Here is a 23,418-nt window from a genome sequence, read left to right as displayed (position 1 = left end):
GTCAGTCGCGCGCAGCGGGGCAGGTGCCGGGCGGGCCCACAGTGTCGGGCAGGGCCTCGCCATCGGCGGCCGGTGCGATCTCGGCGGCGTCATGCATCAGGGCCGATATCTCGTGATAGACGCGGGCCTGGTCGGCGGATGTTTCGGCGGCGTTGAGGGCTTCCAGACGGCTGGCCGCATCGCCGGACATGCCGCGAAAGATGCAGCGCAGATCGATCGGACCGCCGGCCTCATCAATCGCGCGGCTCAGCCGCATCGCATCGGCGGAGAACTGGTCGAGCTCATATAGCAGCGGATCACCAAGCTCGATCCCGGCAGCCGGTGCGGCCGGCCGGGCCGCCGCATAATCGGCGCGCGCCTGGGCCTCAGTGGCGATCTGGCGGGCCGTCTCGGCAAGATCGGCACCCGGTCCGGCCAGCGCGGTGGCGCTGAGGCAGAGCGTGGCGGCGAGGGCGGACAGGATATGGCGCATGACGGGTCTTCCGGTGGCGGACGATCAGCGGAAACCCTAGCAGGAACAGCTTGACCGCCGATGAACAGGGGCGCCAAACACTGCCGAACTGGTGAAAAAACTGACCCACACAGGCGGGTTCGATTATGAAGACCGCAGACACGCGGCCATTTGCCTGCTTTACAGGGCCCGGTCGCCAATAGATCAATCCGGAGACGTCGATGAGCGCGAAGAAACCCTTTCGTCCCAAGGCCCGCCGCCCGCGCGGTTTTGAAGACCGCAGCGGATCGGTCCTGCGTGCCGAACGTCATCTCGTCGATACCGCCAGCCGGATCTATGACGACTGGGGTTTTGAGCCCCTGCAGACGCCGGCCTTCGAATTCGCCGACGCGCTCGGCAAACACCTGCCCGATGAGGACCGCCCCAATGAGGGCGTGTTCGCGCTCGAGGATGATGACGGCCAATGGCTGTCTCTGCGCTATGACCACACCGCGCCGCTGGCGCGTTTCGTGGCCGAGAATTTCCAGGATTTGAACAAGCCCTATCGCCGCTATCAGGCTGGCGATGTCTGGCGCAATGAAAAACCGGGTCCGGGCCGCTTCCGTCAATTTGTCCAGTGCGATGCCGATACGGTTGGCGCGCCCGGACCGGCCGCCGATGCCGAGATGATTGCGCTCTCGGCTGAAGTGATGCGCGCCGTCGGTCTCGCCGATGGCGAATATCTGATCCGGGTCAATGACCGGCGCATTCTCGATGGTGTGCTGGAGAGCATCGGAGCCAGCGATCCGGAGCGCCGCATGCGCGTGCTGCGTGCTGCCGACAAGCTCGACCGTCTGGGCCGTGATGGTGTCGCTGATTTGCTCAGTGTCGGCCGCAAGGATGAGTCGGGCGATTTCACACAAGGCGCCGGCCTCGATCCCAAGGGTGTCGAGACCATACTGGCCTTCCTCGATTCCAGCGGCGGCAGCCGTACCGAAGTGATCGGGCGGCTTGAGCCCCTGGTGGGGCAATCGGAAGCCGGCCGCCTGGGACTGGCCGCACTGGGCGAAATCGACAAAGTCCTCAGCGCCATCGGTGTCGGTGATAACCGGGCCGTGTTCGATCCTTCGGTCGTGCGCGGACTGGGCTATTATACCGGGCCTGTCTATGAAGCCGAATTGCTGGCGACGGCACATTATGATGACGGCAAACCGATCCAGTTTGGCTCGGTCGGTGGCGGCGGACGCTATGATGATCTGGTTGCGCGATTCACCGGACAGGCCGTGCCGGCGACAGGTTTTTCCTTTGGTGTCAGCCGTTTTGCCGCTGCGCTCGCGGCGCTGAGCCGGGTCGGTGCGGGGCAGGAGCGCCCGTTGGTGATCGTGATCGCAGCGGAGAAGGATCAGTCTGCCCGCTATCTCGCCATGGCCTCCGAGCTGCGCGCCGCCGGCTTCCGCGCCGAGGCCTTTGCCGGCAATGGCAATATGGGCAAGCAGATGAAATATGCGGATCGCCGCGGCGCTGTCGCAGCGGTGATCATTGGCTCGGACGAGCGCGAACAGGGGCTGGTGACGATCAAGGATCTCAAGCTCGGCGCGCGGCTGGCCGCGGAAATCAGCGATAACAAGGAATGGCGCGAAGAACAGCCGGCCCAGATGACGGTCGCATCCGATGCCTGGATCGAAGCGGTGCGGATCGTTGCGAAACGCGACGACAAGACGGTTTGAGCTGTTGATAAATAACCGCTCTGTCCCAAATTGCGATCACTAGGCTTGACCTCGCATGACGTCTACGTCAACTTCGCATCTGGACCGGGCCTGACCGTCTAGTCCTTGGCGTTTCGGGGAGAAACGTCCTTTATCGACCAACCGCAAATTTACGGGGCTGGCCTTGGCCAGCCCCGCCTTTTTGGCTCTGGCTCCCGCAAGGCAGGCCGGTTTGCGCCGGCCTGCCTGCAGAGGTTTGATACCCGTTGGCTCGATTACTTCCTGTCATCCTCGTCGCGGTCATTGATTTCGAGCTCGAACACTCGCTCAGCTTCATCGTCTTCACCGCCGCGCAGGACAATGACGCGCCGTCCGGACAGGTCGACCTCGCGGCTGGACCCGTCTTCGCGATCAAAGCGGACAATGCGCCGCTCACGGCGCTGTGGCTCGTCATTGAGCCCGCCTGCCAGGCGTTCGGCTTCCAGCTGATTGAGCCAGCTGACCAGGTCATCGCCGGTCTGTTCCTCGCCATTCACCCAGACCTGCCGGCGGCCGTCATCACTGCGTTCGACGCGGATACTGCGGCTCTCCTGAGCGCCCTGCATGGCGGCACGGTCCACATGCCGACGCTGATCGCGGACCACGCGCGCTTCCTGCCGGGCCTCATCGCGGGCCCGGTCGCGGTCTGACCGGGCTTCATCACGGGCGGCGTGCATGGCGTCACGCCGGGCATGCGCGGCATCCCGTTCGGCGTGGGCGGCTTCGCGGGCGGCATGACGCATCTCAACGCGGACGCGTCGTGATTCGGTGTCGCCCAGTTCGCGCGCCTCGCGGATTTCCACCTGCATCTCACGCATCGCTTCACGGATTTCCTCGCGGGCTTCCTCGATCGAGGCGCGCACCTCTTCGCGTTCGGCCTCGGAGAGCCTGCCCCAATCCCGGGAGTCGCCAGCCATGGTCCGCTCGGCATCGAGCCCGGCCAGAGCGGCTTCGAGCGAGGCCATGACCTCGGTACGCATGCCTTCGGAATCAAAGTCGAAGCGGAATTCATGGCGGCCTTGCGACATGTGGGCCAGGGCTTCGGCGCGTTCGCTCATATGGCGTTCGAACTGGCCGTCGAACCGGTTGAAATCCCCGTCATTCATCACCTGGATCCGCTCGCCATCGACAATGATCAGGCCGGCTCCGTCGCTCTCGACCCGCTGGCCATCAATCAGGACACCGTCATCATCGATGACGATGCTCTGTCCGTTGACGCTCAGTCGCGAGTGCGGGCTGTCGCCCTGGATGTGAATGGTGCGCGTGCCGTCATCACCGCGAATCTCGATCACGGTGCCGGGTTGCGACCGGTCCATGGCCGGCGCGGCGCCGATCCGCACCTGTGTCCGGTGGTTATCGTCATCGAGCGCCCAGGCCGCGGTCCCGGCCAGCGTGGCTGCTGCGGTCGCGAGCAGAAATTTCTTCATGATGTGTCCCTTTCATCTCAAGCTGGCATCACGCTGGACCCATCAAGGTTACCGGGCCTTGGCTCCGGCCTGAATTTTTGGACAGGCTTGGCGCCGAGGTCCGGCGTGCGGCCGTCGCAGCAAAAAAGAAGGGCGCGCCACCGGTCCGGTGTCGCGCCCAGTCACTAAAGGGGCCGCTGATCGTGAAAAGAGCGGCTGAGAACGAGCATGCTGGATGTTTCCCGACCTTGTGGTTGCAGCGATGTGACGTTTTCGCAAGATTCGCGGCGGACGCTTGCGCCTCCATCCCGGGCTTGCATGACCGGCCCCCGCTTTGCATGGTGACGGTCAGATCTGTTTTGCTTTGGAGCCTCCAGAATGACTGACCCTGTTTGCGGTCCTGACCGCCGCCGTGTGCTGGGCTGGGCGGCTGCCGGAGCTGGCTTGAGCCTTGTCCCGGGATCCTTTGCGCTGGCCGAAGGGCTGAGTCTGGAACAACGGATCGGGCAGATGTTGCTGCTCGGCTTCATTGGCTCGACCGTGGACACGGATGGCGCCGACCATATCGCGGGTCATCTCGCCAGCGGCCGGATCGGCGGCGTACTCTTCCTGCGCCATAATGTGCGCTCGCGCGAAGGTGTTGAGGGTCTGACGGCCCGCTTCCGGGCGATCGCGCCCGATGCCTGGATGGCGGTCGACCAGGAGGGCGGGGTGGTTCAGCGCCTGTCACGTGATCTGGGTTATGGCGCCGTGCCGCGTGCGCTATTGGTGGCGCAGGCCGGCGATGCCGAGGCCGCGCGTGACGTCTATGCCGCCGCCGCGCAGGAATTCCGCGCGGCCGGCTTCAACATGAATCTCGCACCCGTCGCCGATCTGAATGATCCGGACAATGCCGTGATCGGCCGCCATGGCCGCGCCTATGGCGATGATGGCGTGACGGTCGCCGCCTATGCCAGCGCCTTCATCGAGGCCTATCGCGAGGCGGGTGCCGTCTGCGCCATCAAGCATTTTCCCGGACACGGGCATTCGCGCGGCGACAGTCATGCCGGCTTTGTCGACATCACCGAGACCTGGAGCGATGCCGAGCTCGACCCTTTCCGCCGCCTGATCGATGCCGGTGAGGCGCGCCTGATCATGGGCGGCCACCTGACCCAGCGTGGCCTCGATCCGGCTGATGTGCCGGTGACCTTCTCGGCACCGGTGATCGAGGGACTTCTGCGTGGTGAAATGGGCTTTGACGGCGTGGTGATGACCGATGATCTCGACATGGCCGCGATCCGCGAGAATTACAGCCAGCGCGAGGCCGTGCTGCGCTCGATCGAGGCCGGCAATGACATCATCATGCTGTCCAACTCGGCCGCCCCCGACCCGGAATTGCCGCAGCGCATTGTCGGCTGGGTCGGCGAGGCGATTGCCGAGGGACGGCTGACCGAGGCGCGGATTGACCGGTCGGTGGCGCGGATTGCGGCGTTGCGTCAGCCGGTCTGACGCCTGCGGGCGACCCGCAGGCCGCCCGCCTGCCAGTTTTATTCGGCGGCTTCGCCGTCACCGCGCAGATAGGTGTCGAGGAAGCCGAGATAGGCTTCTGACGCCGTGATGCGGTTGTCGCGGCCGCGGAAGCCGTGGCCTTCATCGGGGAAGAGGACATATTCGACCGGCACGCCATTGGCGCGCACGGCGGCGACCATTTCATCGCTTTCCACTTGCAAGACCCGCGGATCATTGGCGCCCTGGATGACCATGAGCGGCTTGGTGATCGTATCGGCGTGGAAGAGCGGCGAGATGGCGCGGTGGCGTTCGGCATCGGTCGCCGGGTCGCCCATCTCGTCATAGAGCGCTTCGCGGAAGCTTTCCCACCAGGGCGGGATGGAGGCCAGGGTGCGCTCCCAATTGGTGACGCCGAAAATATCGATCCCGACTTCGAAGGCATCCGGATGGAAGGCGAGGGCGGCAACGGTCATGAAGCCGCCATAGGAGCCGCCGATCACGCCGACCTGGTCATCGCGCACCCAGTCAAGCGAGCGCAGATAATCGCCGGCGGCGACGATGTCATTGAGATCCTCCTCGCCATGACGGCGGTCATCCATGTGGAAGAAGGTTTTACCATATCCCGAGGAGCCGCGATTATTGGCGGCGTAGACGGCATAGCCGTGATTGACCAGGTGCTGGATCATCGCCGAATAGCCGATCCGGCTTTGGCCGCCCGGTCCGCCATGAACCATCACCAGGGCCGGGACCGGATTGTCGGCGCTTGAGCCGTGCGGGCGGTACATGATGCCGGGAATCTGGACCCCGTCGAAACTGGCAAACCGCACCACTTCGGCGTCAACCATATCGGCTTCATTGATCGCCGGATTGAGGGCCTGGGTCAGCTGGGTATGGGTCTGGCTGGCCAGTTCGACCAGGTGGATATTGGACGGCGAGGTCGCCGCATCGATCGTGAAGGCAATGCTGGTTTCATCGCGCGAGAAGCGCACCGAGCCGAGATCGCCGGCCGGGAGGTCGGGCAGGGCGAGCGCTTCGCCGCTGTCCAGATCGGTGACGGTGACTTCGGTGCGGGCATCGGCATTGATGCCGCTGACCAGATAGCGGCCCGAAGGCGAATAGGTGACGAAGGAGACGTCCCAGTCGGCAGTGACCAGCGCCGCGCGCTCGCCCGATGCAAGGTCATAGGTCCAGGCCTGGTTGAACTCGCCATGCTCGTCAGTGGCATAGACCAGGGCGCTGCTATCGGCGGTGAAAGTGTAGACCCCGTAGGCGATATTGCCCTCGTGGCTGGTGATCAGAACCTGTTCCGGCGTGTCGGCGGCCAGATCGACCAGCAGGATATCGCTATCGGCCGAAGTGCGATTGCGCACGAGGGCGAGCCAGCGGCCATCCGGGCTGACATCGCCGATTTGCAGCGTATCGCTGTTCTCGAACACATAGCCGCTCTCATAGCTGAGCGTGTCGTATGCATAGATGTAGAACGCGGCGGCATCGCGTTCATTCGTCGCGATCCAGATATCATTGCCGTCGGGCGAAAAGCCGATGAACTGGGCTTTGACATTTTCGCCTGGCGTCAGATCACTCAGGCGCCCGTCCAGTTCGCGGACATAGATATGACTGAGCTCGTCACCGCCGCCATCGAAGGTGACCAGCGCGCGGTCGTCATTGGGAAACCAGCTGAGGGCATAGGTGGCGCTGGTGGTCGAACCGGTGAGGGCATCGCGATCACCGGTGCCGGGATCGACGGCGTAGGCATTGAAGACGCCGGTCTCGTCGGACGAGATCAGGATGCGCTCATCGCTCGCCGAGAAGGCGAAGCCGGCACTGGACGCCATGCCGAAGCTGGTCGTCATGAAGAAGGCGGCGGCATCATATTGCGCCACTGCAGGTGCGGCCGCTTCGCTGGTGGCGGGCGCCGCCTGGTCAGCGGGCTGGCAGGCCGCCAGTCCGAGTGCGAGCGCTGCGCCGATTGCAAGATATTTCATGCCGGTCTCCCCAAAGTCTGTTTCGTGCATCATAACGCATGGCGCAGCCTCGGCCAGACAAGAAAAAGGCCGCCCCCATCGGGAGCGGCCTTGTCCTGGTCATTCAGCGTGAGCTGAACGGCATGATTACATCATGCCGCCCATGCCGCCCATTCCGCCCATGTCCGGCATGCCGCCGCCACCGGCACCTTCTTCTTTCGGCGAATCCGCGACAGCGGCTTCCGTGGTGATCAGCAGGGAGGCAACCGAAGCGGCATCCTGCAGAGCGGTACGGACAACCTTGGCCGGGTCGATCACGCCAAATTCGAGCATGTCGCCATAGACTTCGGTCTGGGCATTGAAGCCGAAGGTGAGGGAGGCATTTTCCATCACCTTGCCGACCACGATCGAGCCTTCAACGCCGGAGTTTTCGGCGATCTGGCGGATCGGGGACTGCAGGGCGCGCGAGATGATCGCGATGCCCTGGGTCTGGTCAGGATTGTCGCCCTTCAGGCCGGCCAGCTTCAGGGAAGCCTTCAGCAGCGCAACGCCGCCGCCTGGAACGATACCTTCTTCAACGGCCGCACGGGTCGCATTGAGGGCGTCGTCGACGCGGTCTTTCTTCTCTTTCACTTCCATTTCGGTCGCGCCGCCGACCTTGATCACGGCAACACCGCCGGCCAGTTTGGCCAGACGTTCCTGCAGCTTTTCACGGTCATAATCGGAGGTCGTGTCTTCGACCTGGCGACGGATCTGGGTGACCCGGGCTTCGATCGCGTCACGGGCGCCGGCGCCGTCGACGATGGTGGTGTCGTCCTTGGTGATGCCAACGCGCTTGGCGGTGCCGAGCATGTCGAGGGTGACGGTCTCAAGCTTGATGCCGAGATCTTCGGAGATGACCTGGCCACCGGTCAGGATGGCAATGTCTTCCAGCATCGACTTGCGACGATCGCCGAAGCCTGGTGCCTTGACGGCCGCAATCTTCAGGCCGCCACGCAGCTTGTTGACCACGAGGGTTGCGAGCGCTTCGCCTTCGACGTCTTCCGCGATGATCAGCAGGGGACGGCCCGACTGAACGACGGTTTCCAGGATTGGCAGCATCGGCTGAAGCGAGGTCAGCTTCTTCTCGTGCAGCAGGATGTAGGGCTCTTCGAGCTCGACATTCATTTTCTCTGCATTGGTGATGAAGTAAGGCGACAGGTAACCGCGGTCGAACTGCATGCCTTCAACGACGTCCAGCTCGGTGTCGAGGGATTTGGCTTCTTCAACCGTGATGACGCCTTCATTGCCGACCTTTTCCATGGCGCGGGCAATCATGTCACCGATTTCGGTGGCGCCGTTGGCGGAGATGGTGCCAACCTGGGCAATCTCGGCCTGGCCCTTGATCGGGGTGGCGGAGGCCTTGATTTCGGCGACGACGAGGGCAACGGCCTTGTCGATGCCGCGCTTCAGATCCATAGGGTTCATGCCGGCAGCAACCGACTTCATGCCTTCGCGAACGATCGACTGGGCCAGGACCGTGGCGGTCGTGGTGCCGTCACCGGCTTCGTCATTGGTCTTCGAAGCCACTTCGCGCAGCATTTGTGCGCCCATGTTTTCGAATTTGTCGGCGAGCTGGATTTCCTTGGCGACCGAAACGCCGTCCTTCGTGGTGCGCGGGGCACCATAGGATTTTTCCAGAACGACATTGCGGCCTTTCGGGCCGAGGGTCACTTTGACGGCGTTGGCCAGGATATCGACACCGCGCAGCATGCGCTCACGGGCGTCGGAACCGAAGAGTACGTCTTTAGCAGCCATGGGATTTTTTCCGTTTGCTAGAGTTGTTCAAATAAAGGGATCGGGGCGGCCGCTCAGGCGCCAACAATGCCCAGGATGTCGGATTCTTTCATGATCAGCAGCTCGGTGCCGTCGAGGGTGACCTCGGTGCCGGACCATTTGCCGAACAGGATGCGGTCGCCGGCCTTGACGTCGAGGGCGCGGACAGAGCCGTCTTCCTTGATGGCACCGGTACCCACGGCGACGACTTCGCCTTCCTGGGGTTTTTCCTTGGCGGTGTCGGGGATGATGATCCCGCCTTTGGATTTGGATTGTTCTTCGAGGCGCTTCACAAGGACGCGGTCGTGCAGAGGACGAAAGCTCATCTTGGTGTATCTCCAACAAGAGGACAGAAAATCAAAAAACAGCCGGGAAACGAGTTTGGCACTCACGTCCGTCGACTGCTAACAGGGGGCAGATAAGCAGTCGGCGTGACGGCGTCAAGGGTAGCGATGTGTGCTGATCGGGGGTAAGGACGGCCCCGCGATCAGAGCTGCTCATTTGGCGTTCATCGCGCGATTGATATCGCTCGTTCGCAATGCCTGTGATAATGAATGCTCTGACGGTCCACGGGGCCGCTAAGCTGAGAGGTCGAACCCATGAAGATCCGTACTGCGCTGATAACTACCGTTGCTGCGCTGGCCATGACGGCCTGCACCACCACTGATCCCTATACCGGCGAAACCCGCCCGAATTACACCGGGCGCGGCGCGCTGATCGGCGCAGCCGCTGGCGCTGCGCTGGGCTATCTCACCAATACCTCTGACAGCCAGGAAGGCCGGACCAATGCGCTGATCGGCGCCGGTATTGGCGGTCTCGCCGGAGCCGGGATCGGCAATTACATGGATCGCCAGGAAACGGCGATGCGCGAAGCGATGTCTGAAAGCGGCGTCGGCGTTCGCCGCCAGGGCAATGATCTGCTTTTGATCATGCCGGGCGATGTCACTTTCGACACCAATTCCTCGTCGATCAAGCCGGACTTCTACCGCATTCTCAATGATGCCTCCGAGGTCCTGAACCGCTATCCCGCCACCTATGTCGACGTGGTCGGCCATGCCGATTCGACCGGTGCTGATGACTATAACCAGCGGCTGTCCGAGCAGCGCGCCTCGTCGGTGGGCAGCTATCTGATCTCCCAGGGCGTGTTGCGCGACCGTTTCTACATTGCCGGCATGGGCGAGCGTTCGCCGATCGCCAGCAATGACACGAGCGAGGGCCGCGCCCGCAACCGGCGCGTGGAAATCCTGATTCGTCCGCACACGACGTCCTGATCAGGCCTGCAGTGAATTGATCAAGGCGGTCCACCATCCGGTGGGCCGCCTTTTTCATGGCTGGCAGGCGCTCGCGGGCGCCTGCCGCCGTGCCGGGTTTACCTTCGTTAACCAAACGACAACCGGTGCGGGATCAGCCTAGTCTCCGGTATTGCCACCGATTCGTTTTCGGCAAACCCGGTTCAACAAGGCTGCCCATGCCCCGCGCATCAGACATTCTCATTCTGCTGACCTATGTGATGATTGCGGTCGTCGCAGCGATCGGCTTCGAATATTTCGGGCTGATGTCGACGGCGACAGCGTGGATGATGGGGGCGATTGTCTTCATCGCCGCCGGCATGGCGCATTCCGCGGCGGCCCACGCTCATGAGCGGCGGGCGACCGAAGAGGAAATCCGTGGCCTCAAATCGGCCAATCTGGCCCTTGCCGAGGAATTCGAGGCCGCCCAGCGCCGGCTCGACGAGATTACCGACGAGCTGCGCTGCGAGGCGGTTGAGCGCGACAATGCCTTTGTGCATGAAGTCAAAGTGCTTGAGGATCTGGTGCGCCGGGTCGGCGAACCCATCCCGGACCGCAGCGGCCAGGCGGTCGAGGCGAGCGGCAAGTCGGTCAGTATCGACGTCGTGCGTGAGGCATTGCAGGCCAATCGCGTCGACCTCTACCTCCAGCCCATCGTCACCCTGCCGCAGCGGCGGGTCATGTTTTATGAAAGTTTCACCCGGCTGCGCGATGCGGCCGGCCGTGTGCTGGCTCCGGGCGTCTTCCTCGATGTCGCCGAGCGCGCCAATCTGATGACGGAAGTGGATAATGTTCTCCTCTTCCGTTGCGTCCAGATCCTGCGCCGGCTGACCCAGCAGGACCGCCGCGTCGGGATTTTCTGCAATGTCTCGCCCAATTCGCTCGCCGATGAGAGCTTCTTCCCGTCCTTTCTCGACTTCATCCGCCAGAATAATGATCTGGCCGGTGCGCTGATCTTCGAAATTCCGCAACGCGCCTTCATCGAACGCAATGCCATCGCCGCGCGCAACATGTCGCGCATGGTGGATTTCGGATTCCGCTTCTCGGTCGATCAGGTCACCGATGTCGATCTCGACCTGGGTGACCTGCAACGCGCCGGTGTGCGCTTCGTCAAGATTGCCGGCGAGCGCCTGCTCGACGCGGTGGAAAACAACGAGTCGATCGCCGGGCTCGAGCCGGGCTCGATTGCCCATGAAGACATGGCCGGCGTTTTCGCCCGTCACGGCATTGACCTGATCGTGGACAAGGTCGAGAGCGAGGCGACGGTCGTCGAAGTGCTTGAGCTTGATGTCGCCTACGGGCAGGGGCATTTGTTCGGCCAGCCACGCCCGGTGCGCGATGAGGCGCTCGACGACACCGGCCAGGTCATCCGGATGGCTGGCTAGCGCCAATTGACCTGGCGCGGCGGCGCTGCTTCAAACCGTTTATGACCCAATCCATTTCACTGCCCCGACCGGCCACCCTGTCCCAGCTGCGCGACCGTTATGACGTGCTGTATTGCGATGTCTGGGGGGTGATCCGCGATGGCCGCCGGCTCTTGCCCGCCGCCGTCGACGCGCTGGTGCGTTTTCGCCAGTCGGGCGGCTATGTCTGCCTGGTCTCCAACTCACCGCAGCGCGCTCGGGGGCTGGCCGCCATGCTGGACCAGATGGGCCTGAACGGTGGCAGTGTCGATGCGATCGTGACCTCGGGCGATGCGATTCATGCCGAACTGGCGGCGCGGACGCCGGGCCGGGCCCTGCGGATCGGGCCGGAGGATGATGCCGGGCTCTATGAGGGGCTGGCGATCGAATTTACCGGTATTGCGGAGGCCGACTTCATCAGCTGCACGGGGCCGGACGACTACTGGAACGGCAAGCCGGAGGATTACCGGGCGGTGCTGGAGGCGGCGCTGGAGCGTGATCTCGACCTGGTCTGTGCCAACCCCGACATCGTCGTCCAGTCCGGCGACCGTCTGATCTATTGTGCCGGTGCCATCGCGCGGCTCTATACGCAAATGGGCGGCCGCAGCATCGTCGCGGGCAAGCCGCACCGGCCGATCTATCAGCTGGCCCGCAGCAAGGCCGAGGCTTCAGGCAGAGTGTTTGACCCGCGGCGCGTGCTGGCGATCGGCGATGGGCCGGAAACCGATATCGCCGGTGCTGTGCGGGTGGGGATTGATGCCCTGTTCGTCGCCGATGGCATCCATGGCGCAGACTTGAACAGCGACAGCCTCAATTCCGAGACTGTCGCTGGCATGCTGGATGGTTATGGCGTGCACACCCGCTGGTGGGCGTCCAGGCTGGTCTGGTCCGACCCGTCAGCCTAATCAAACAGCGAGTCGATGGAGCCCTGGTCGAGATCGTTGACCGGCGGAGTATCCATGGCGGAGAACATCGCATCGATATCGTCCTGGCTGGTCTCCGGACCGCCCATGGCGGGGCCATTGAGCAATTGTTCGCGGTCCCGCTTTTCCTTGGCCGTCTCTTCCTGAGGGGCATAGTCCGCATCACGGACACCCATCACATCGGCGAACCGGGCGACGCGTTCCTCGACATGCCGCAAGCTGTTGACCACTTTCGAGACGCGCTGACCCGCGAGATCCTGGAAGCTGCAAGCCTCGATAATCGTCATCATCTGGGCTTCGACATTGGCCCGATAGGCCGCGAAATCCTCGGTGTCATCGCACAGGACATCCTCGGCCGCCGACATGATGGTTTCGGTGGCCTTTTCGGTGTCCCCGACAACGGCTTCCAGCTCGGCACCCGCGGTCGGAATGCGTTGGGTCTTGATATCATTGGGGCGCAGGGCGGCAATTTCGTCCCGCGTCCGTGAGATATACTCGGCAATATAATTGAATTCCTGGCAGATCGACTGGTCGAGAGAGCTGAAGAACAGCTTCATCGTATCTGTCAGCTGGTGGGCCAGCTTCAGGACTTCCATGATCTGCGCACCTTGCAGATCGCCAGCCTTCAGCGAGGCGAGCGATGTGCGGACTTGCGCGGCGACATTAGCGGCGGGCATGGGGCCCTCCTTGCGTAGCAGGTTCATACAACGGGTCGTCGAGGCCAGGGCCTAGAAGTCACCAAGAACGGCAGACATCTTTGATTTCAAAGTGCCGGCATTGAAAGGCTTCACGATATAGTTGTTCACGCCGGCGCGTTTCGCGGCCACAACATTCTCGGTTTTGGATTCTGCGGTCACCATGATGAAGGGCGTTGCTTTCATACCCTCATCAGCGCGAACCTTCTGCAGAAGCTCGTAGCCCGTCATCGGTTCCATGTTCCAGTCGGATATGACCAGCCCATATTTGTTTTCCTGCATTTTCGCGAATGCTTCCTGCCCGTCAGCGGCATCATCAACATTCTCGAACCCAATCTGCTTGAGCAGGTTGCGTATGATTCTGATCATGGTTTTGTAGTCGTCCACAACCAGGATCGACATTGTCATATCGACAGCCATGCTAAGTCTCCATCCACTCGGCGTGTTTCCTGAGACAGCTTGTTCCGCTGTCTTCACCAATGACCCTAGACAACTGCGGATAAAAATCGGTTAAAGCGTGCGAAGAGACGGAGAGAGTCATGGCTGAAATCGTTGGAATCGCCTTGGAAGACATGCAAATCGGCCAGTCTGCGGAAGCAGCACGAGTCGTTGTAGAAGCCGATCTGGACCAGTTCGCGAAGGTCTCAGGCGATTATAACCCGGTCCATATGGACGAGGAATACGCCCGATCGACCCCATTTCGCGGCCGGATTGTGCACGGCGCCCTGGTCGCCTCACATATCTCCGGCGTGCTCGGAAATCAGCTGCCGGGACCGGGCGCGATCTTCCTCGCCCTGAACATGCGCTTCTTTCAGCCGGTGCGGATTGGTGATGAAGTGCTCACCAGGGTCACGGTCAAGGATATCGACATCAAGGCCCGGCGCCTGGTGATGGATTGCGTGTGTACGGTCGACGGCAAGGTCGCGATGCAGGCCGAGGCGGAAGTCATGGTGCGCAAGCGTCGCCGCAAGCCGGTAGAATAGTCCTTGATGCAGACCTTCCACGGATATCAGCGGCTCGAGCCGGATGATCGCGGCGCGGTCATTGCGCTCGGGAATTTCGACGGCGTGCATCTGGGTCATCGCGCGGTGCTCGAAATTGCCCGCCAGCTGGCCGGCGATGGTGATGCCGAGCTCGGCGTCGCCCTGTTCGAGCCGCATCCGCGCCGCTATTTCGCGCCCGATGCCCGAGCCTTCCGCCTGATGAGCCCGGCGCGCCGCGATGCGACGCTTGATGCGCTGGGCGTCGCGCAACTCCACGTGCTCGCGTTTGACGGCGAGATGGCGAAGATGAGTCCGGAGGGCTTCGTGCAGACCGTGCTCGATGACGGGCTGGGCATTCGTGGCATCGTCACCGGCTCCGATTTCCGTTTTGGCGCAGGCCGTGCCGGTTCAACCGTCGAGCTGGCGCAATTATCCGCGGCTCGGGGGATTCGCTCGGCGTTTGCCGAACTGACGGGAAACGGGTCCGACAAGGTTTCCTCGACGCGCATCCGCAAGGCGATCCATGACGGCAATATGCAGGCTGCGGCCGAATTGCTCGGCACACGCTGGACCGTCGATGGCTGCGTTGCGCAGGGAAATCAGCGCGGCCGCACCATCGGATTCCCGACGGCCAATATCGATATGGGCGATTATGTCCGCCCGGCCTATGGCGTCTATGCCGTCCTCGTCGGGATTGATGGCGAGCCCGCCAGCCGCCCCGCCGTTGCCAATATCGGCAAGCGGCCAACGGTCGACGGGGTCACCGAAGTGCTGGAAGTCCATCTGCTGGACTTTGCGGGCGATCTCTATGGCCGCGAGCTGGCGATCGAATTTCATGATCATCTGCGCGCCGAGCGCCGCTTTGACGGGCTCGATGCGCTCAAGGCGCAAATTGCGCTCGATGCCGCGCGCGCCCGCGATGTGCTGACGCGTGTGGCTGGACCGGCCTGACAGGCTCGGATATATGCGGAGCATGGTTTGTTCCCGATTGAAGATATCTGATGCGGCATTGTCCGCGGCATCGCTTGTCCGGCGAATTAGCGGCCCGGGCCGCCGGGATTGATCCCGCGCGGTTCCGGGAGACTGCCTCTCCTCCAGAACTTTCCACGATATTGACCGCAAGGACCTGATCCGATGACGGATACGCCTGCCGATAACGGAACCGACACTGCCGATAGCCGCGATTATCGCCAGACCCTGTTTCTACCCAAGACTGATTTCCCCATGCGCGCCGGCCTGCCCAAGCAGGAACCGCTCTGGCTCGAACGCTGGGAGAAGCTGGACATCTATCGCCGTCTGCGCGAGCAGAGCGCCAGGAAGACCCGCTTCGTGCTGCATGACGGCCCGCCCTATGCCAATGGGCATATCCATATCGGCACCGGCATGAACAAGATCCTGAAGGATTTCGTGGTGCGCTCCCGGCAAATGTCCGGTTTCGATGCGCCCTATCGTCCGGGCTGGGATTGTCACGGCCTGCCGATCGAATGGAAGGTCGAGCAAGCCTATCGCGCCAAGGGCCGGAACAAGAATGATGTTCCGACCAAGGAATTCCGCGCCGAGTGCCGCGCCTATGCCGGCGGCTGGATCGATGTCCAGCGCGAGGAGTTCAAACGGCTCGGCGTCGCCGGCGAGTGGGATAATCCCTACACCACCATGGCCTTCGACGCCGAGGCCATCATCGTGCGCGAATTCCTCAGCTTCGTGAAACAGGGCCTGGTCTATTGCGGCTCGGCGCCGGTGATGTGGTCGCCCGTCGAGCAGACCGCGCTGGCCGAAGCCGAAGTGGAATATCACGACAAGGTGTCGACCACGATCCATGTCCGCTTTCCGCTGCGTGGCCTGCGCCATGACGGGTCGGCTATCCCGTCATCGTGTATCGGCGCCCATGTCGTCATCTGGACGACGACGCCCTGGACCATCCCGGCCAATCGCGCCATCTGCTATTCGCCCGACATCAGCTATGGCCTCTATGAAGTCACGGCGATGGGCGAGAGCGAGTTCAAGCCCTGGGCGATGCCTGGCGACCGGCTGATCGTTGCCGATAATCTGTGGGAAGAGACCGCTGCTGCGGCCAAGATCACCCGCGCTGACCGGATCATGTCGGTCAATCCGGAAGGCCTGGTCTGTGCCCATCCGCTCGCCGATGCCGACAAATACTGGAGCTATGGCGTGCCCTTGCTCGCCGGTGAGCATGTCACCGACGAGACCGGTACCGGCTTTGTCCACACCGCGCCGGGCCATGGTGCCGAGGATTATGTCGCCTGGATGGCGCATCCCGAATGGCATGATCGCAACACGCCCGTGCCCCAGACGGTTGGCGAGGACGGTGCGTTCTACGACAATATCCCGCTGTTTGGCGGCCTGCACATCATCCGGGTCGACGGCAAGAAACAGGGCCAGGACGGACCGGCCAACAAGGCGGTGATGGATGCCCTCATCGCCCAGAACCGGCTGCTGGCGCGGGGCCGGCTGGAACACTCCTATCCGCATTCCTGGCGCTCGAAGGCGCCGGTCATCTTCCGCAATACGCCGCAATGGTTCGTCGCGCTTGACCGGCCGATGCAGGATGGGCGCACCTTGCGCGACATCGCCGTGAAGGCGATCGGCGATACGCAGTGGACGCCGAAAGTGGCGCAAAACCGTATCCGCGCCATGGTCGAGGGCCGGCCGGACTGGCTGGTCTCGCGCCAGCGTGCCTGGGGTGTGCCGCTGACCCTGTTCGTCGAGGCGGGCACCAAGCGCGTCCTCAATGACCCCAAAGTCCATGCCCGGATCATCAAGGCCGTTGAAGAAGACGGGGCTGATGCCTGGTTCGAGCGTCCGGCAGCTGAATTCCTCGGTGAAGAATACGATCCGGACGCCTTCGAGAAGGTGACGGATATCCTCGATGTCTGGTTCGACAGTGGCTGTACCCATGCCTTCGCGCTGGAACCGCGCCCGGACCTGAAATGGCCGGCCGATCTCTATCTGGAAGGCTCCGACCAGCATCGCGGCTGGTTCCAGTCCTCCCTGCTGGAAAGCTGCGGCACGCGCGGCCGCGCGCCCTATGACGCTGTGCTGACGCATGGTTTCGTGATGGCGGGCGATGGCCGCAAAATGTCCAAATCGCTCGGCAATGTCGTGGCACCTGACGATGTCGCCAAGAAATATGGCGTCGAGATCCTGCGTTTGTGGGCCGCCGGCCAGGACTATACCGACGATTTGCGTATCTCCGACGAGATCCTCCAGACCAGCGTCGATGCCTATCGCAAGCTGCGCAATACGATGCGCTATGTGCTCGGTGCGCTCGATGGTTTCTCGGACGCCGAGACCGTGGCGCACCATCAGATGCCGTCGCTGGAGCGCTGGGTGCTGCATCGCCTGCATGAGCTCGACGGTATCGTGCGCGAGGGCTATGCCGCCTACGACTTCAAGAAAGTCTATTCGGCCCTGTTCAATTTCTGCGTCGTCGATCTGTCGGCCTTCTATCTCGATGTCCGCAAGGATGCGCTGTATTGCGACCGTCCCGACGCGCTGCGCCGGCGGGCGGCGCGTACAGTGATGAATGAAGTCATCGACCGGCTGACCGCGTGGATGGCGCCGATCATGCCCTTCACCATGGAGGAGGTCTGGCTCGGCCTGCACCCGTCCGACACGGACAGTGTGCATTTGCGCACCTTCCCGGACACGCCGGCCGACTGGCATGATGGCAGCCGTGCCGAGCGCTGGCAGACCATTCGCCGCCTGCGCCGGGTGGTGAACGGGGCGCTGGAAGTCGAGCGTCGCGAAAAGCGCATCGGTTCCAGCCTCGAAGCCGCCCCGCAAGTCTATGTCACCGACCCGTCCTATCGCGCCGCCCTGGCGGCCGAGGCTGATGGCGATGTCGACGCGTATCTGGCCGAGATCGGCATCACCAGCCAGGCCCACCTGATCGATGGCGAGGCACCGCAAGTCGGGTTCAGGCTTGAGGATGTCGCCGATATCGTTGTCATTCCCGGCCGCGCTGTCGGACGCAAATGTGCGCGCTCGTGGAAATATTCCAGCGAGATTGGTGCCGACAGCCGTTATCCCGACCTCAGCCCGCGCGATGCCGAAGCGGTGGCTCACTGGGACGCGGTGAATGCTTGATCGCCTGAAGGGCATGTTTGCGGCGATCCGCATCACCGCCGATGCCCGCCTGGGACTGATCCTGGCGGGCAGCGTGCTGGTGCTTGACCAGGTCAGTAAATGGCTGGTGCTCGACCGGCTGGCGTTTTCGCCGCCCGGTTGCCTGGAGTTTCAGCGGGCCGATGCCCTGGCCCGGTCCGGCATGGTCAATAATTGTGGCCATATCGAAGTGTCGCCTGTCTTTGACCTCACCATGGTGTGGAATAAGGGCGTCAGCTTCGGCCTGCTGGGGGCGGACGGCATGCTGGGCCGTTTCCTGCTGGTCGCCTTCTCGGTGATCGTCGCGCTGGCCCTGATCGCCGGCCTGCTGTCGCTGGGCCCGTTCAAGTCAGTCCGGCGCTGGCAGGCGATCGCCTTCGGCCTGATCATCGGCGGCGCGCTGGGCAATGCGATCGACCGGGCGCTCTATGGCGCGGTCGCGGACTTCCTGAATTTCTCGGACATGATGTTCCCCTGGGTGTTCAATATCGCCGATGTGGGCATTAATCTCGGGGTCGCGGCGATCCTGATCGACGTGTTTATTTTCGACCGGGAGAAGCGGCCGACAAAGATGTAATGGTCTGCGGGCTGGAGATCGGTGAGACTCTTCGCTACATATGATCTGAAGAATGACTGGAGCTTAGTCCACATGCGTTTGCCATCCGTACTTATTGCCGCTGCCGCGGCCTCTTTCGCCCTGACGGGTTGCGCTGCTGTTGAGCGGGGCTTCGGTGGGGGCAAGGTCACGCCGGACGAGTTCCGGACCGTCACAATCGCACCGCTCAGCGTGCCGCCGGAATTCAACCTGCGGCCGCCTCAGCCCGGCGCCCCGCGTCCCGACGAGATTTATCCTGACCAGATGGCCCGTGCGGCCCTGCTGGGTTCGCAGGGTGAATTCCAGGGCAGCGACGCCGAGGCCCTGCTGGTTGCCCATGCCGGCGGGGGCGCGGCCGATCCTTTCATCCGCTCGATCATTGATGGCGAGACCGCGGGCGTCGTGCACAAGACCCGCAGCTTTGCTGACCAGGTCCTGTTCTGGCGCAATGGCGAATACGTCCCGCCTGTCGATGCGACACCGCTCGATTCATCCGCAGAGGCCGAGCGTCAGGAATCGATCCTGAACGCGACCGGTGGCGGTGATGTCGAGATCGAACAGGATCGCCGGCTCCTGCCGAAACTGCCCGGCCTTTGATCGCAGCATCGCTGCACACTTGACCGACTCAGGGCCAGCCGAAAGGTTGGCCCTATGTCTTTGACCATGACCCAGCCCATTATCCGCCGCCTGCCCGCGCAGACCGTCAATCGCATCGCCGCCGGCGAGGTGGTCGAACGGCCAGCCTCTGTGGTCAAGGAACTGGTCGAGAACGCGCTCGATGCCGGCGCCACCCGGATCGATATTGTCGCCGACAGTGGCGGGCTCACGCGCCTGCTGATCGAGGATAATGGCAAGGGCATGAGCGCCGAGGAGCTGGGCTTGTGCATCGAGCGCCATGCGACCTCGAAACTCCCCCTCGGTGAGGACGGCCAGGACGATCTGCTCAATATCGCCACCATGGGTTTTCGCGGCGAGGCGCTGCCCTCGATCGGGTCGATCGCCCGGCTCTCCATTGTCAGCCAGGCGCGCGGTGCCGGCGATGCCTGGTCGGTCAGTGTCGAGGGCGGGCAGGCCGGTGACGTCGCGCCTGTCGCCCCGCTCGGACGCCCCGGCACGCGGATTGAAGTGCGCGATCTTTTCTATGCGACGCCGGCCCGCCTTAAATTCCTCAAGAGCGAACGCGCCGAAAATCTCGGTATTTCCGATGTCGTCAAACGTCTGGCCATGTCGCGGCCTGATGTCGGCTTCTTTCTGGTGCAGGACGGGCGCAAGCGCTTGTCGATCGCGGCCGAAAGCGGCGACGATGCCGAGGCCCACAAGGCTCGCATGACCGCCGTCATCGGCGCTGATTTCGGCGCCAATGCGCTTGAGGTCGACCAGGTGCGCGAAGGCGTGCGCGTGACCGGCTTTGCCAGCCTGCCGACCTATTCACGCGGCAATGCGATGCACCAATACCTCTTCGTCAATGGCCGCCCGGTCCGCGACAAACTGCTCGGCGGCGCCGTGCGCGGAGCCTATCAGGACTTCCTCGCCCGTGACCGTCACCCGGTCGTGGCGCTCAATGTCGAACTGCCGACCAGCCAGGTCGACGTCAATGTCCACCCGGCCAAGGCCGAGGTGCGGTTCCGCGATGCCGGGCTGGTGCGCGGCCTGATCGTCGGGGCGCTGCGTCATGCCCTTGCTGGCGCCGGTCACCGGGCCTCCACCACCGTGGCCGGCCATGCGCTCGGTGCGGTGCGGCCCGAGGGCTATCGCCCGCCACAGGGCCTCCAATACCAGTCGGGGCAGCATTCGGCGCTCTGGGGGCGGATGCCCGAGCCGCACCAGCCGGGCGTGTTCGAGCCGGGCATGTCGGCACGGATCGAGCGCGATGAGGCGCCGGATGACGCGCCGGGCTTTGCCGAGGGCATGGAGGCTGCGCCGCAGGCCCCGGCACCGGACTGGCCCCTGGGCACCGCGCGGGCGCAATTGCACGAGACCTATGTCATCGCCCAGACCGCGGACGGGATTGTCATCGTTGACCAGCATGCCGCGCACGAGCGGCTGGTGTATGAGCGCATGAAGACCATGCTGGCCCAGACAGGCGTGCAGAGACAGCGCTTGCTGGTGCCGGAGATTGTCGACCTCGAGGAAGCCGAAGCCCAGCGCCTGCTCGACCGCAGCGATGAACTGGCCGAGCTGGGGCTGATCATCGAGAGCTTTGGCGCCGGGTCGATCGCGGTGCGCGAAACACCGGCCCTGCTCAAGAAACTCAATGTCCAGGGCCTGATCCGTGATCTCGCCGATGATCTGGCCGAATATGACCAGGCGCTCGCGCTCAAGGAAAAGCTGGAAGATGTCGTCGGCACCATGGCTTGCCATGGTTCGGTCCGCGCCGGGCGGCGTCTCAATGGCGAGGAGATGAATGCCCTGCTGCGCGAGATGGAAGCGACCCCGCATTCCGGCCAGTGCAATCATGGGCGACCAACCTATGTCGAGCTGAAACTGGCCGATATCGAACGCCTGTTCGGGCGGCGATAAGGGCGTCTTTCCAGGGGATGGCCGGTTCGCGGTTCGCCGCCCTAGGCGGGGCGCTTCAATGCTGTGGGCTCGTCATAACTGATGCCCAGCGAGTGAGCCAGTTCACCGATTAGCTCGTGCGCAATGTCGACATCGATCCGCGCATCGGCATCTTCGCCCTGACGATAATTCCAGAAATCGCAGGCGTGCGAAATTTCTCCGATGGCGCGTCCGATCTCGGTGAAAGACCGGCTCGCCGTCCGCAGGAAGGTCTGGAAGGGTATCGGGTCATTATCGTCAATCAGGGCCTGGAAGGCAGTGTCATAGCCAATGATATGAACTTTGACCGAGCCGAAATTCTCGTCGATCTGTTGCAGGATCCGCCGCACCAGGCCGTAGAGATAGACCTTGTCTTCATGCTGCGGTCTGTTGAGCCGCATGCTCGCCATCCGGGTTGCGACTGCGGGGAAGCCCTGCAGCAGGCGCGCATAACACCACTTATAATACAGCACGCCCTTCCAGCCCTTTAGCGAGTGCTCGAAATCCTCGACGCCGAATCGGAGTGCCTGGCGCAAGGGGGCCAGAGACGGGCTGGCCGCGTCTTCCATCATCAACCGGCTCAAACGCTCGGCGGTCAGGTCGGTATCGAAGCCGGCGCCATCATTGGCGCGCTCGACCAGGGCGCGCATGTCACGGTGCAGGAAGCTTCGCACGGCGCGAATATCGCGCGGCGAAATATTGAAATAGCAATCGGCAACCTTGCGCCCCTGGCCGCGCGCCACATCGCGCAGCAGATAGGGGTCGAGCGATGGCAGGCGCGCGATCTCGCGCAGCAATTCAATGTCCTGATTGACGCTCTCGACAGGCGTGTTCGAACCCATGGCTTCACGGAAGGCGGCGTCAAGATTGGGCTGTTCGATGAAGAGGCTATAGCCGCCAAGCTTGAGGTCGGCCTTGCTGATCGGGAAGACGATCTTGGTCGCCGTGGCGCGCGGTGTGCACACATAGGGGCGATCCTGGGCGCGCAGGGCGTGCTTGAGCAGAATCGCCTCATTCAGCCGCCGGCAACTGAATAGCGGCATCGCTGCGTGATCGGGATTGGCAGCATTGGCATTGGCGATTTCGTGCAGATTCAGCACGCGTGCTGAAGCGGCCGTCTGGGCGATGCGATGCAGGCCCCGTAATTGTTGCATCCCGGTCATGGTCAGGCTCGGCCGCGCGTGTTCCAGCGAAATTGCTATCCCCTAGAGAATACAGCCAAAACTCGAATTTACGGTTAATGCCCACCGATCAGGCCGGGTGGATATTGCCAGGCTTAGTTATCGCGTTCGAGGAACATCACCTTGGCCGCGCCATATTCGCGTTCATTGGCCAGGATCCAGCCTGGCGTTTCCGGCTTTTCCTCAATCCCGACTTCCAGCATGGCGACGGCATCCTCGGCCACCCACTTGCCGGTCAGCAATTTGGCCAGCGCCTTTTCGCCCAGACCGCTGCGATAGGGCGGATCAATGAAGACCAGGTCGAAAGGCTCGGCCATCGCGGCCGGTCTTGACCCCATCGCGGTCGCATCCTTGCGGTGCAGGCCGGTCTGGGAAAACAGTTTGAGCGTCTGGATATTCTCGTGGATCGCGGCGCGCGCACCGGTCTCATTATCCACGAAGAGGCAGAAGCCCGCGCCGCGTGACAGCGCTTCCAGCCCCAGTCCGCCCGAGCCGGCGAACAGGTCGAGCACGCGGGCGCCAACCAGGGGCGGGGCCCATTCGGCATGGTCGAGCACATTGAAGATGGCTTCGCGGGCGCGGTCAGATGTGGGGCGCGTGGTGCGTCCCTTCGGAGCAATAATGGTCCGGCCTTTATAGAGGCCGCCAACAATTCTCATGATCTAGCTCCGCCCTCTGGGCTTGCGGTCGGCGCCGGGCCTGCCGGTACTGCCCGCCGGCTTGGTGGCCGCGCCGCGATTCTTGCCGGCCAGCTGGAAGCCGGTCTTCGGCTTGCCGCCCGGGCTACTGCCCGCGGGTGCCTTGCCGGCATATTTGCGGCCCTCGCCACGTTTCGGTT

General features: G+C 63.1%; 20 protein-coding genes. 11 read left to right on the top strand and 9 right to left on the bottom strand.

The genetic code is table 11. The annotated features are described in order from the left end of the window. Position 1 precedes the first annotated feature (1 nt). The gene (locus ACN0YJ_RS12810; protein WP_417477680.1) at positions 2–472 is read right to left on the bottom strand and encodes a hypothetical protein; all 471 of its coding nucleotides are present in this window, start codon (positions 470–472) and stop codon (positions 2–4) included. Positions 473–672: 200 nt separating this feature from the next. Here ACN0YJ_RS12810 and hisS point away from each other — a divergent pair, with 200 nt between their 5' ends. Next, positions 673–2,157 carry a histidine--tRNA ligase gene (gene hisS / locus ACN0YJ_RS12805; protein ID WP_417496419.1) on the top strand — a complete coding sequence of 495 codons (1,485 nt, stop codon included), beginning with the start codon at positions 673–675 and terminating at the stop codon, positions 2,155–2,157. A gap of 254 nt (positions 2,158–2,411) precedes the next feature. On the opposite strand, the gene ACN0YJ_RS12800 is transcribed toward hisS, so the two are convergent. Continuing rightward, positions 2,412–3,602 carry a hypothetical protein gene (locus ACN0YJ_RS12800; protein ID WP_417496418.1) on the bottom strand — a complete coding sequence of 397 codons (1,191 nt, stop codon included), beginning with the start codon at positions 3,600–3,602 and terminating at the stop codon, positions 2,412–2,414. A gap of 357 nt (positions 3,603–3,959) precedes the next feature. On the opposite strand from ACN0YJ_RS12800, the gene ACN0YJ_RS12795 reads away from it, so the two are divergent. Next, complete coding sequence (locus ACN0YJ_RS12795) at positions 3,960–5,069, top strand: glycoside hydrolase family 3 protein (RefSeq protein ID WP_417496417.1); 1,110 nt, start codon at positions 3,960–3,962, stop codon at positions 5,067–5,069. A 38-nt stretch (positions 5,070–5,107) separates the two neighbouring features. Here the strand turns inward: ACN0YJ_RS12795 and ACN0YJ_RS12790 are convergent, their stop codons facing one another. From ACN0YJ_RS12790 to groES, 3 genes are all read right to left on the bottom strand, one after another. Next, the gene (locus ACN0YJ_RS12790; RefSeq protein WP_417496416.1) at positions 5,108–7,054 is read right to left on the bottom strand and encodes a S9 family peptidase; all 1,947 of its coding nucleotides are present in this window, start codon (positions 7,052–7,054) and stop codon (positions 5,108–5,110) included. 126 nt (positions 7,055–7,180) lie between these two features. Then, positions 7,181–8,830, bottom strand: a complete 1,650-nt coding sequence (gene groL, locus ACN0YJ_RS12785; protein ID WP_417496415.1) for a chaperonin GroEL — start codon at positions 8,828–8,830, stop codon at positions 7,181–7,183. Positions 8,831–8,883: 53 nt separating this feature from the next. Continuing rightward, positions 8,884–9,174: a co-chaperone GroES gene (gene groES, locus ACN0YJ_RS12780; RefSeq protein WP_091769641.1), complete on the bottom strand. Its 291-nt coding sequence runs from the start codon at positions 9,172–9,174 to the stop codon at positions 8,884–8,886. Positions 9,175–9,447: 273 nt separating this feature from the next. Here groES and ACN0YJ_RS12775 point away from each other — a divergent pair, with 273 nt between their 5' ends. The 3 genes from ACN0YJ_RS12775 (at position 9,448) to ACN0YJ_RS12765 (ending at position 12,445) form a co-directional block, all read left to right on the top strand. Then, on the top strand, positions 9,448–10,119 hold the full coding sequence (locus ACN0YJ_RS12775; protein WP_417477674.1) for an OmpA family protein: 672 nt from the start codon (positions 9,448–9,450) through the stop codon (positions 10,117–10,119). Between the two features lie 197 nt (positions 10,120–10,316). Then, positions 10,317–11,522 (top strand): EAL domain-containing protein, encoded by a 1,206-nt coding sequence (locus ACN0YJ_RS12770; protein ID WP_417477673.1) that lies wholly within the window; start codon positions 10,317–10,319, stop codon positions 11,520–11,522. Between the two features lie 41 nt (positions 11,523–11,563). Further along, positions 11,564–12,445: a TIGR01459 family HAD-type hydrolase gene (locus ACN0YJ_RS12765; protein ID WP_417496414.1), complete on the top strand. Its 882-nt coding sequence runs from the start codon at positions 11,564–11,566 to the stop codon at positions 12,443–12,445. Here the strand turns inward: ACN0YJ_RS12765 and ACN0YJ_RS12760 are convergent. Both ACN0YJ_RS12760 and ACN0YJ_RS12755 read right to left on the bottom strand, forming a co-directional pair. Next, on the bottom strand, positions 12,442–13,140 hold the full coding sequence (locus tag ACN0YJ_RS12760) for a protein phosphatase CheZ (protein WP_417477671.1): 699 nt from the start codon (positions 13,138–13,140) through the stop codon (positions 12,442–12,444). The genes ACN0YJ_RS12765 and ACN0YJ_RS12760 overlap by 4 nt on opposite strands. A gap of 51 nt (positions 13,141–13,191) precedes the next feature. Continuing rightward, positions 13,192–13,578 carry a response regulator gene (locus ACN0YJ_RS12755; RefSeq protein ID WP_091769648.1) on the bottom strand — a complete coding sequence of 129 codons (387 nt, stop codon included), beginning with the start codon at positions 13,576–13,578 and terminating at the stop codon, positions 13,192–13,194. 119 nt (positions 13,579–13,697) lie between these two features. Between ACN0YJ_RS12755 and ACN0YJ_RS12750 the strand changes: the two genes are divergently transcribed. From ACN0YJ_RS12750 to mutL, 6 genes are all read left to right on the top strand, one after another. Continuing rightward, on the top strand, positions 13,698–14,141 hold the full coding sequence (locus ACN0YJ_RS12750) for a MaoC family dehydratase (protein WP_417477670.1): 444 nt from the start codon (positions 13,698–13,700) through the stop codon (positions 14,139–14,141). Positions 14,142–14,147: 6 nt separating this feature from the next. After that, positions 14,148–15,092, top strand: a complete 945-nt coding sequence (locus tag ACN0YJ_RS12745) for a bifunctional riboflavin kinase/FAD synthetase (RefSeq protein ID WP_417477669.1) — start codon at positions 14,148–14,150, stop codon at positions 15,090–15,092. Between the two features lie 183 nt (positions 15,093–15,275). Next, entirely contained in the window at positions 15,276–18,248 is a 2,973-nt protein-coding gene (gene ileS, locus ACN0YJ_RS12740; RefSeq protein ID WP_417477668.1) for an isoleucine--tRNA ligase, read from the top strand. Continuing rightward, the gene (lspA, locus tag ACN0YJ_RS12735; RefSeq protein ID WP_417477667.1) at positions 18,241–18,843 is read left to right on the top strand and encodes a signal peptidase II; all 603 of its coding nucleotides are present in this window, start codon (positions 18,241–18,243) and stop codon (positions 18,841–18,843) included. The genes ileS and lspA overlap by 8 nt, the downstream gene beginning before the upstream one ends. Before the next feature lie 72 nt (positions 18,844–18,915). Then, on the top strand, positions 18,916–19,458 hold the full coding sequence (locus ACN0YJ_RS12730) for a DUF3035 domain-containing protein (protein ID WP_417477666.1): 543 nt from the start codon (positions 18,916–18,918) through the stop codon (positions 19,456–19,458). A 54-nt stretch (positions 19,459–19,512) separates the two neighbouring features. After that, positions 19,513–21,381 carry a DNA mismatch repair endonuclease MutL gene (mutL, locus tag ACN0YJ_RS12725; RefSeq protein WP_417477665.1) on the top strand — a complete coding sequence of 623 codons (1,869 nt, stop codon included), beginning with the start codon at positions 19,513–19,515 and terminating at the stop codon, positions 21,379–21,381. Positions 21,382–21,422: 41 nt separating this feature from the next. Here the strand turns inward: mutL and ACN0YJ_RS12720 are convergent, their stop codons facing one another. Together ACN0YJ_RS12720 and rsmD are read right to left on the bottom strand one after the other, a co-directional pair. Next, on the bottom strand, positions 21,423–22,562 hold the full coding sequence (locus ACN0YJ_RS12720; protein ID WP_417477664.1) for a hypothetical protein: 1,140 nt from the start codon (positions 22,560–22,562) through the stop codon (positions 21,423–21,425). Between the two features lie 113 nt (positions 22,563–22,675). Next, the gene (gene rsmD, locus ACN0YJ_RS12715; RefSeq protein WP_417477663.1) at positions 22,676–23,239 is read right to left on the bottom strand and encodes a 16S rRNA (guanine(966)-N(2))-methyltransferase RsmD; all 564 of its coding nucleotides are present in this window, start codon (positions 23,237–23,239) and stop codon (positions 22,676–22,678) included. Between the last annotated feature and the right edge of the window lie 179 nt (positions 23,240–23,418).

This window comes from Maricaulis sp. (assembly GCF_048270095.1).
Taxonomy (GTDB): Bacteria; Pseudomonadota; Alphaproteobacteria; order Caulobacterales; family Maricaulaceae; genus Maricaulis.
Note: the sequence above shows the minus strand (reverse complement) of the source record. Positions and strands in the feature narration are given on the sequence as shown.

Bases quoted from the DNA above. Each gene is read 5' to 3' on its own strand.
- ACN0YJ_RS12810 (WP_417477680.1), bottom strand. From the start codon at position 472: ATGCGCCATATCCTGTCCGCCCTCGCCGCCACGCTCTGCCTCAGCGCC.
- hisS (WP_417496419.1), top strand. From the start codon at position 673: ATGAGCGCGAAGAAACCCTTTCGTCCCAAGGCCCGCCGCCCGCGCGGT.
- ACN0YJ_RS12800 (WP_417496418.1), bottom strand. From the start codon at position 3,602: ATGAAGAAATTTCTGCTCGCGACCGCAGCAGCCACGCTGGCCGGGACC.
- ACN0YJ_RS12795 (WP_417496417.1), top strand. From the start codon at position 3,960: ATGACTGACCCTGTTTGCGGTCCTGACCGCCGCCGTGTGCTGGGCTGG.
- ACN0YJ_RS12790 (WP_417496416.1), bottom strand. From the start codon at position 7,054: ATGAAATATCTTGCAATCGGCGCAGCGCTCGCACTCGGACTGGCGGCC.
- groL (WP_417496415.1), bottom strand. From the start codon at position 8,830: ATGGCTGCTAAAGACGTACTCTTCGGTTCCGACGCCCGTGAGCGCATG.
- groES (WP_091769641.1), bottom strand. From the start codon at position 9,174: ATGAGCTTTCGTCCTCTGCACGACCGCGTCCTTGTGAAGCGCCTCGAA.
- ACN0YJ_RS12775 (WP_417477674.1), top strand. From the start codon at position 9,448: ATGAAGATCCGTACTGCGCTGATAACTACCGTTGCTGCGCTGGCCATG.
- ACN0YJ_RS12770 (WP_417477673.1), top strand. From the start codon at position 10,317: ATGCCCCGCGCATCAGACATTCTCATTCTGCTGACCTATGTGATGATT.
- ACN0YJ_RS12765 (WP_417496414.1), top strand. From the start codon at position 11,564: ATGACCCAATCCATTTCACTGCCCCGACCGGCCACCCTGTCCCAGCTG.
- ACN0YJ_RS12760 (WP_417477671.1), bottom strand. From the start codon at position 13,140: ATGCCCGCCGCTAATGTCGCCGCGCAAGTCCGCACATCGCTCGCCTCG.
- ACN0YJ_RS12755 (WP_091769648.1), bottom strand. From the start codon at position 13,578: ATGGCTGTCGATATGACAATGTCGATCCTGGTTGTGGACGACTACAAA.
- ACN0YJ_RS12750 (WP_417477670.1), top strand. From the start codon at position 13,698: ATGGCTGAAATCGTTGGAATCGCCTTGGAAGACATGCAAATCGGCCAG.
- ACN0YJ_RS12745 (WP_417477669.1), top strand. From the start codon at position 14,148: ATGCAGACCTTCCACGGATATCAGCGGCTCGAGCCGGATGATCGCGGC.
- ileS (WP_417477668.1), top strand. From the start codon at position 15,276: ATGACGGATACGCCTGCCGATAACGGAACCGACACTGCCGATAGCCGC.
- lspA (WP_417477667.1), top strand. From the start codon at position 18,241: ATGCTTGATCGCCTGAAGGGCATGTTTGCGGCGATCCGCATCACCGCC.
- ACN0YJ_RS12730 (WP_417477666.1), top strand. From the start codon at position 18,916: ATGCGTTTGCCATCCGTACTTATTGCCGCTGCCGCGGCCTCTTTCGCC.
- mutL (WP_417477665.1), top strand. From the start codon at position 19,513: ATGTCTTTGACCATGACCCAGCCCATTATCCGCCGCCTGCCCGCGCAG.
- ACN0YJ_RS12720 (WP_417477664.1), bottom strand. From the start codon at position 22,562: ATGACCGGGATGCAACAATTACGGGGCCTGCATCGCATCGCCCAGACG.
- rsmD (WP_417477663.1), bottom strand. From the start codon at position 23,239: ATGAGAATTGTTGGCGGCCTCTATAAAGGCCGGACCATTATTGCTCCG.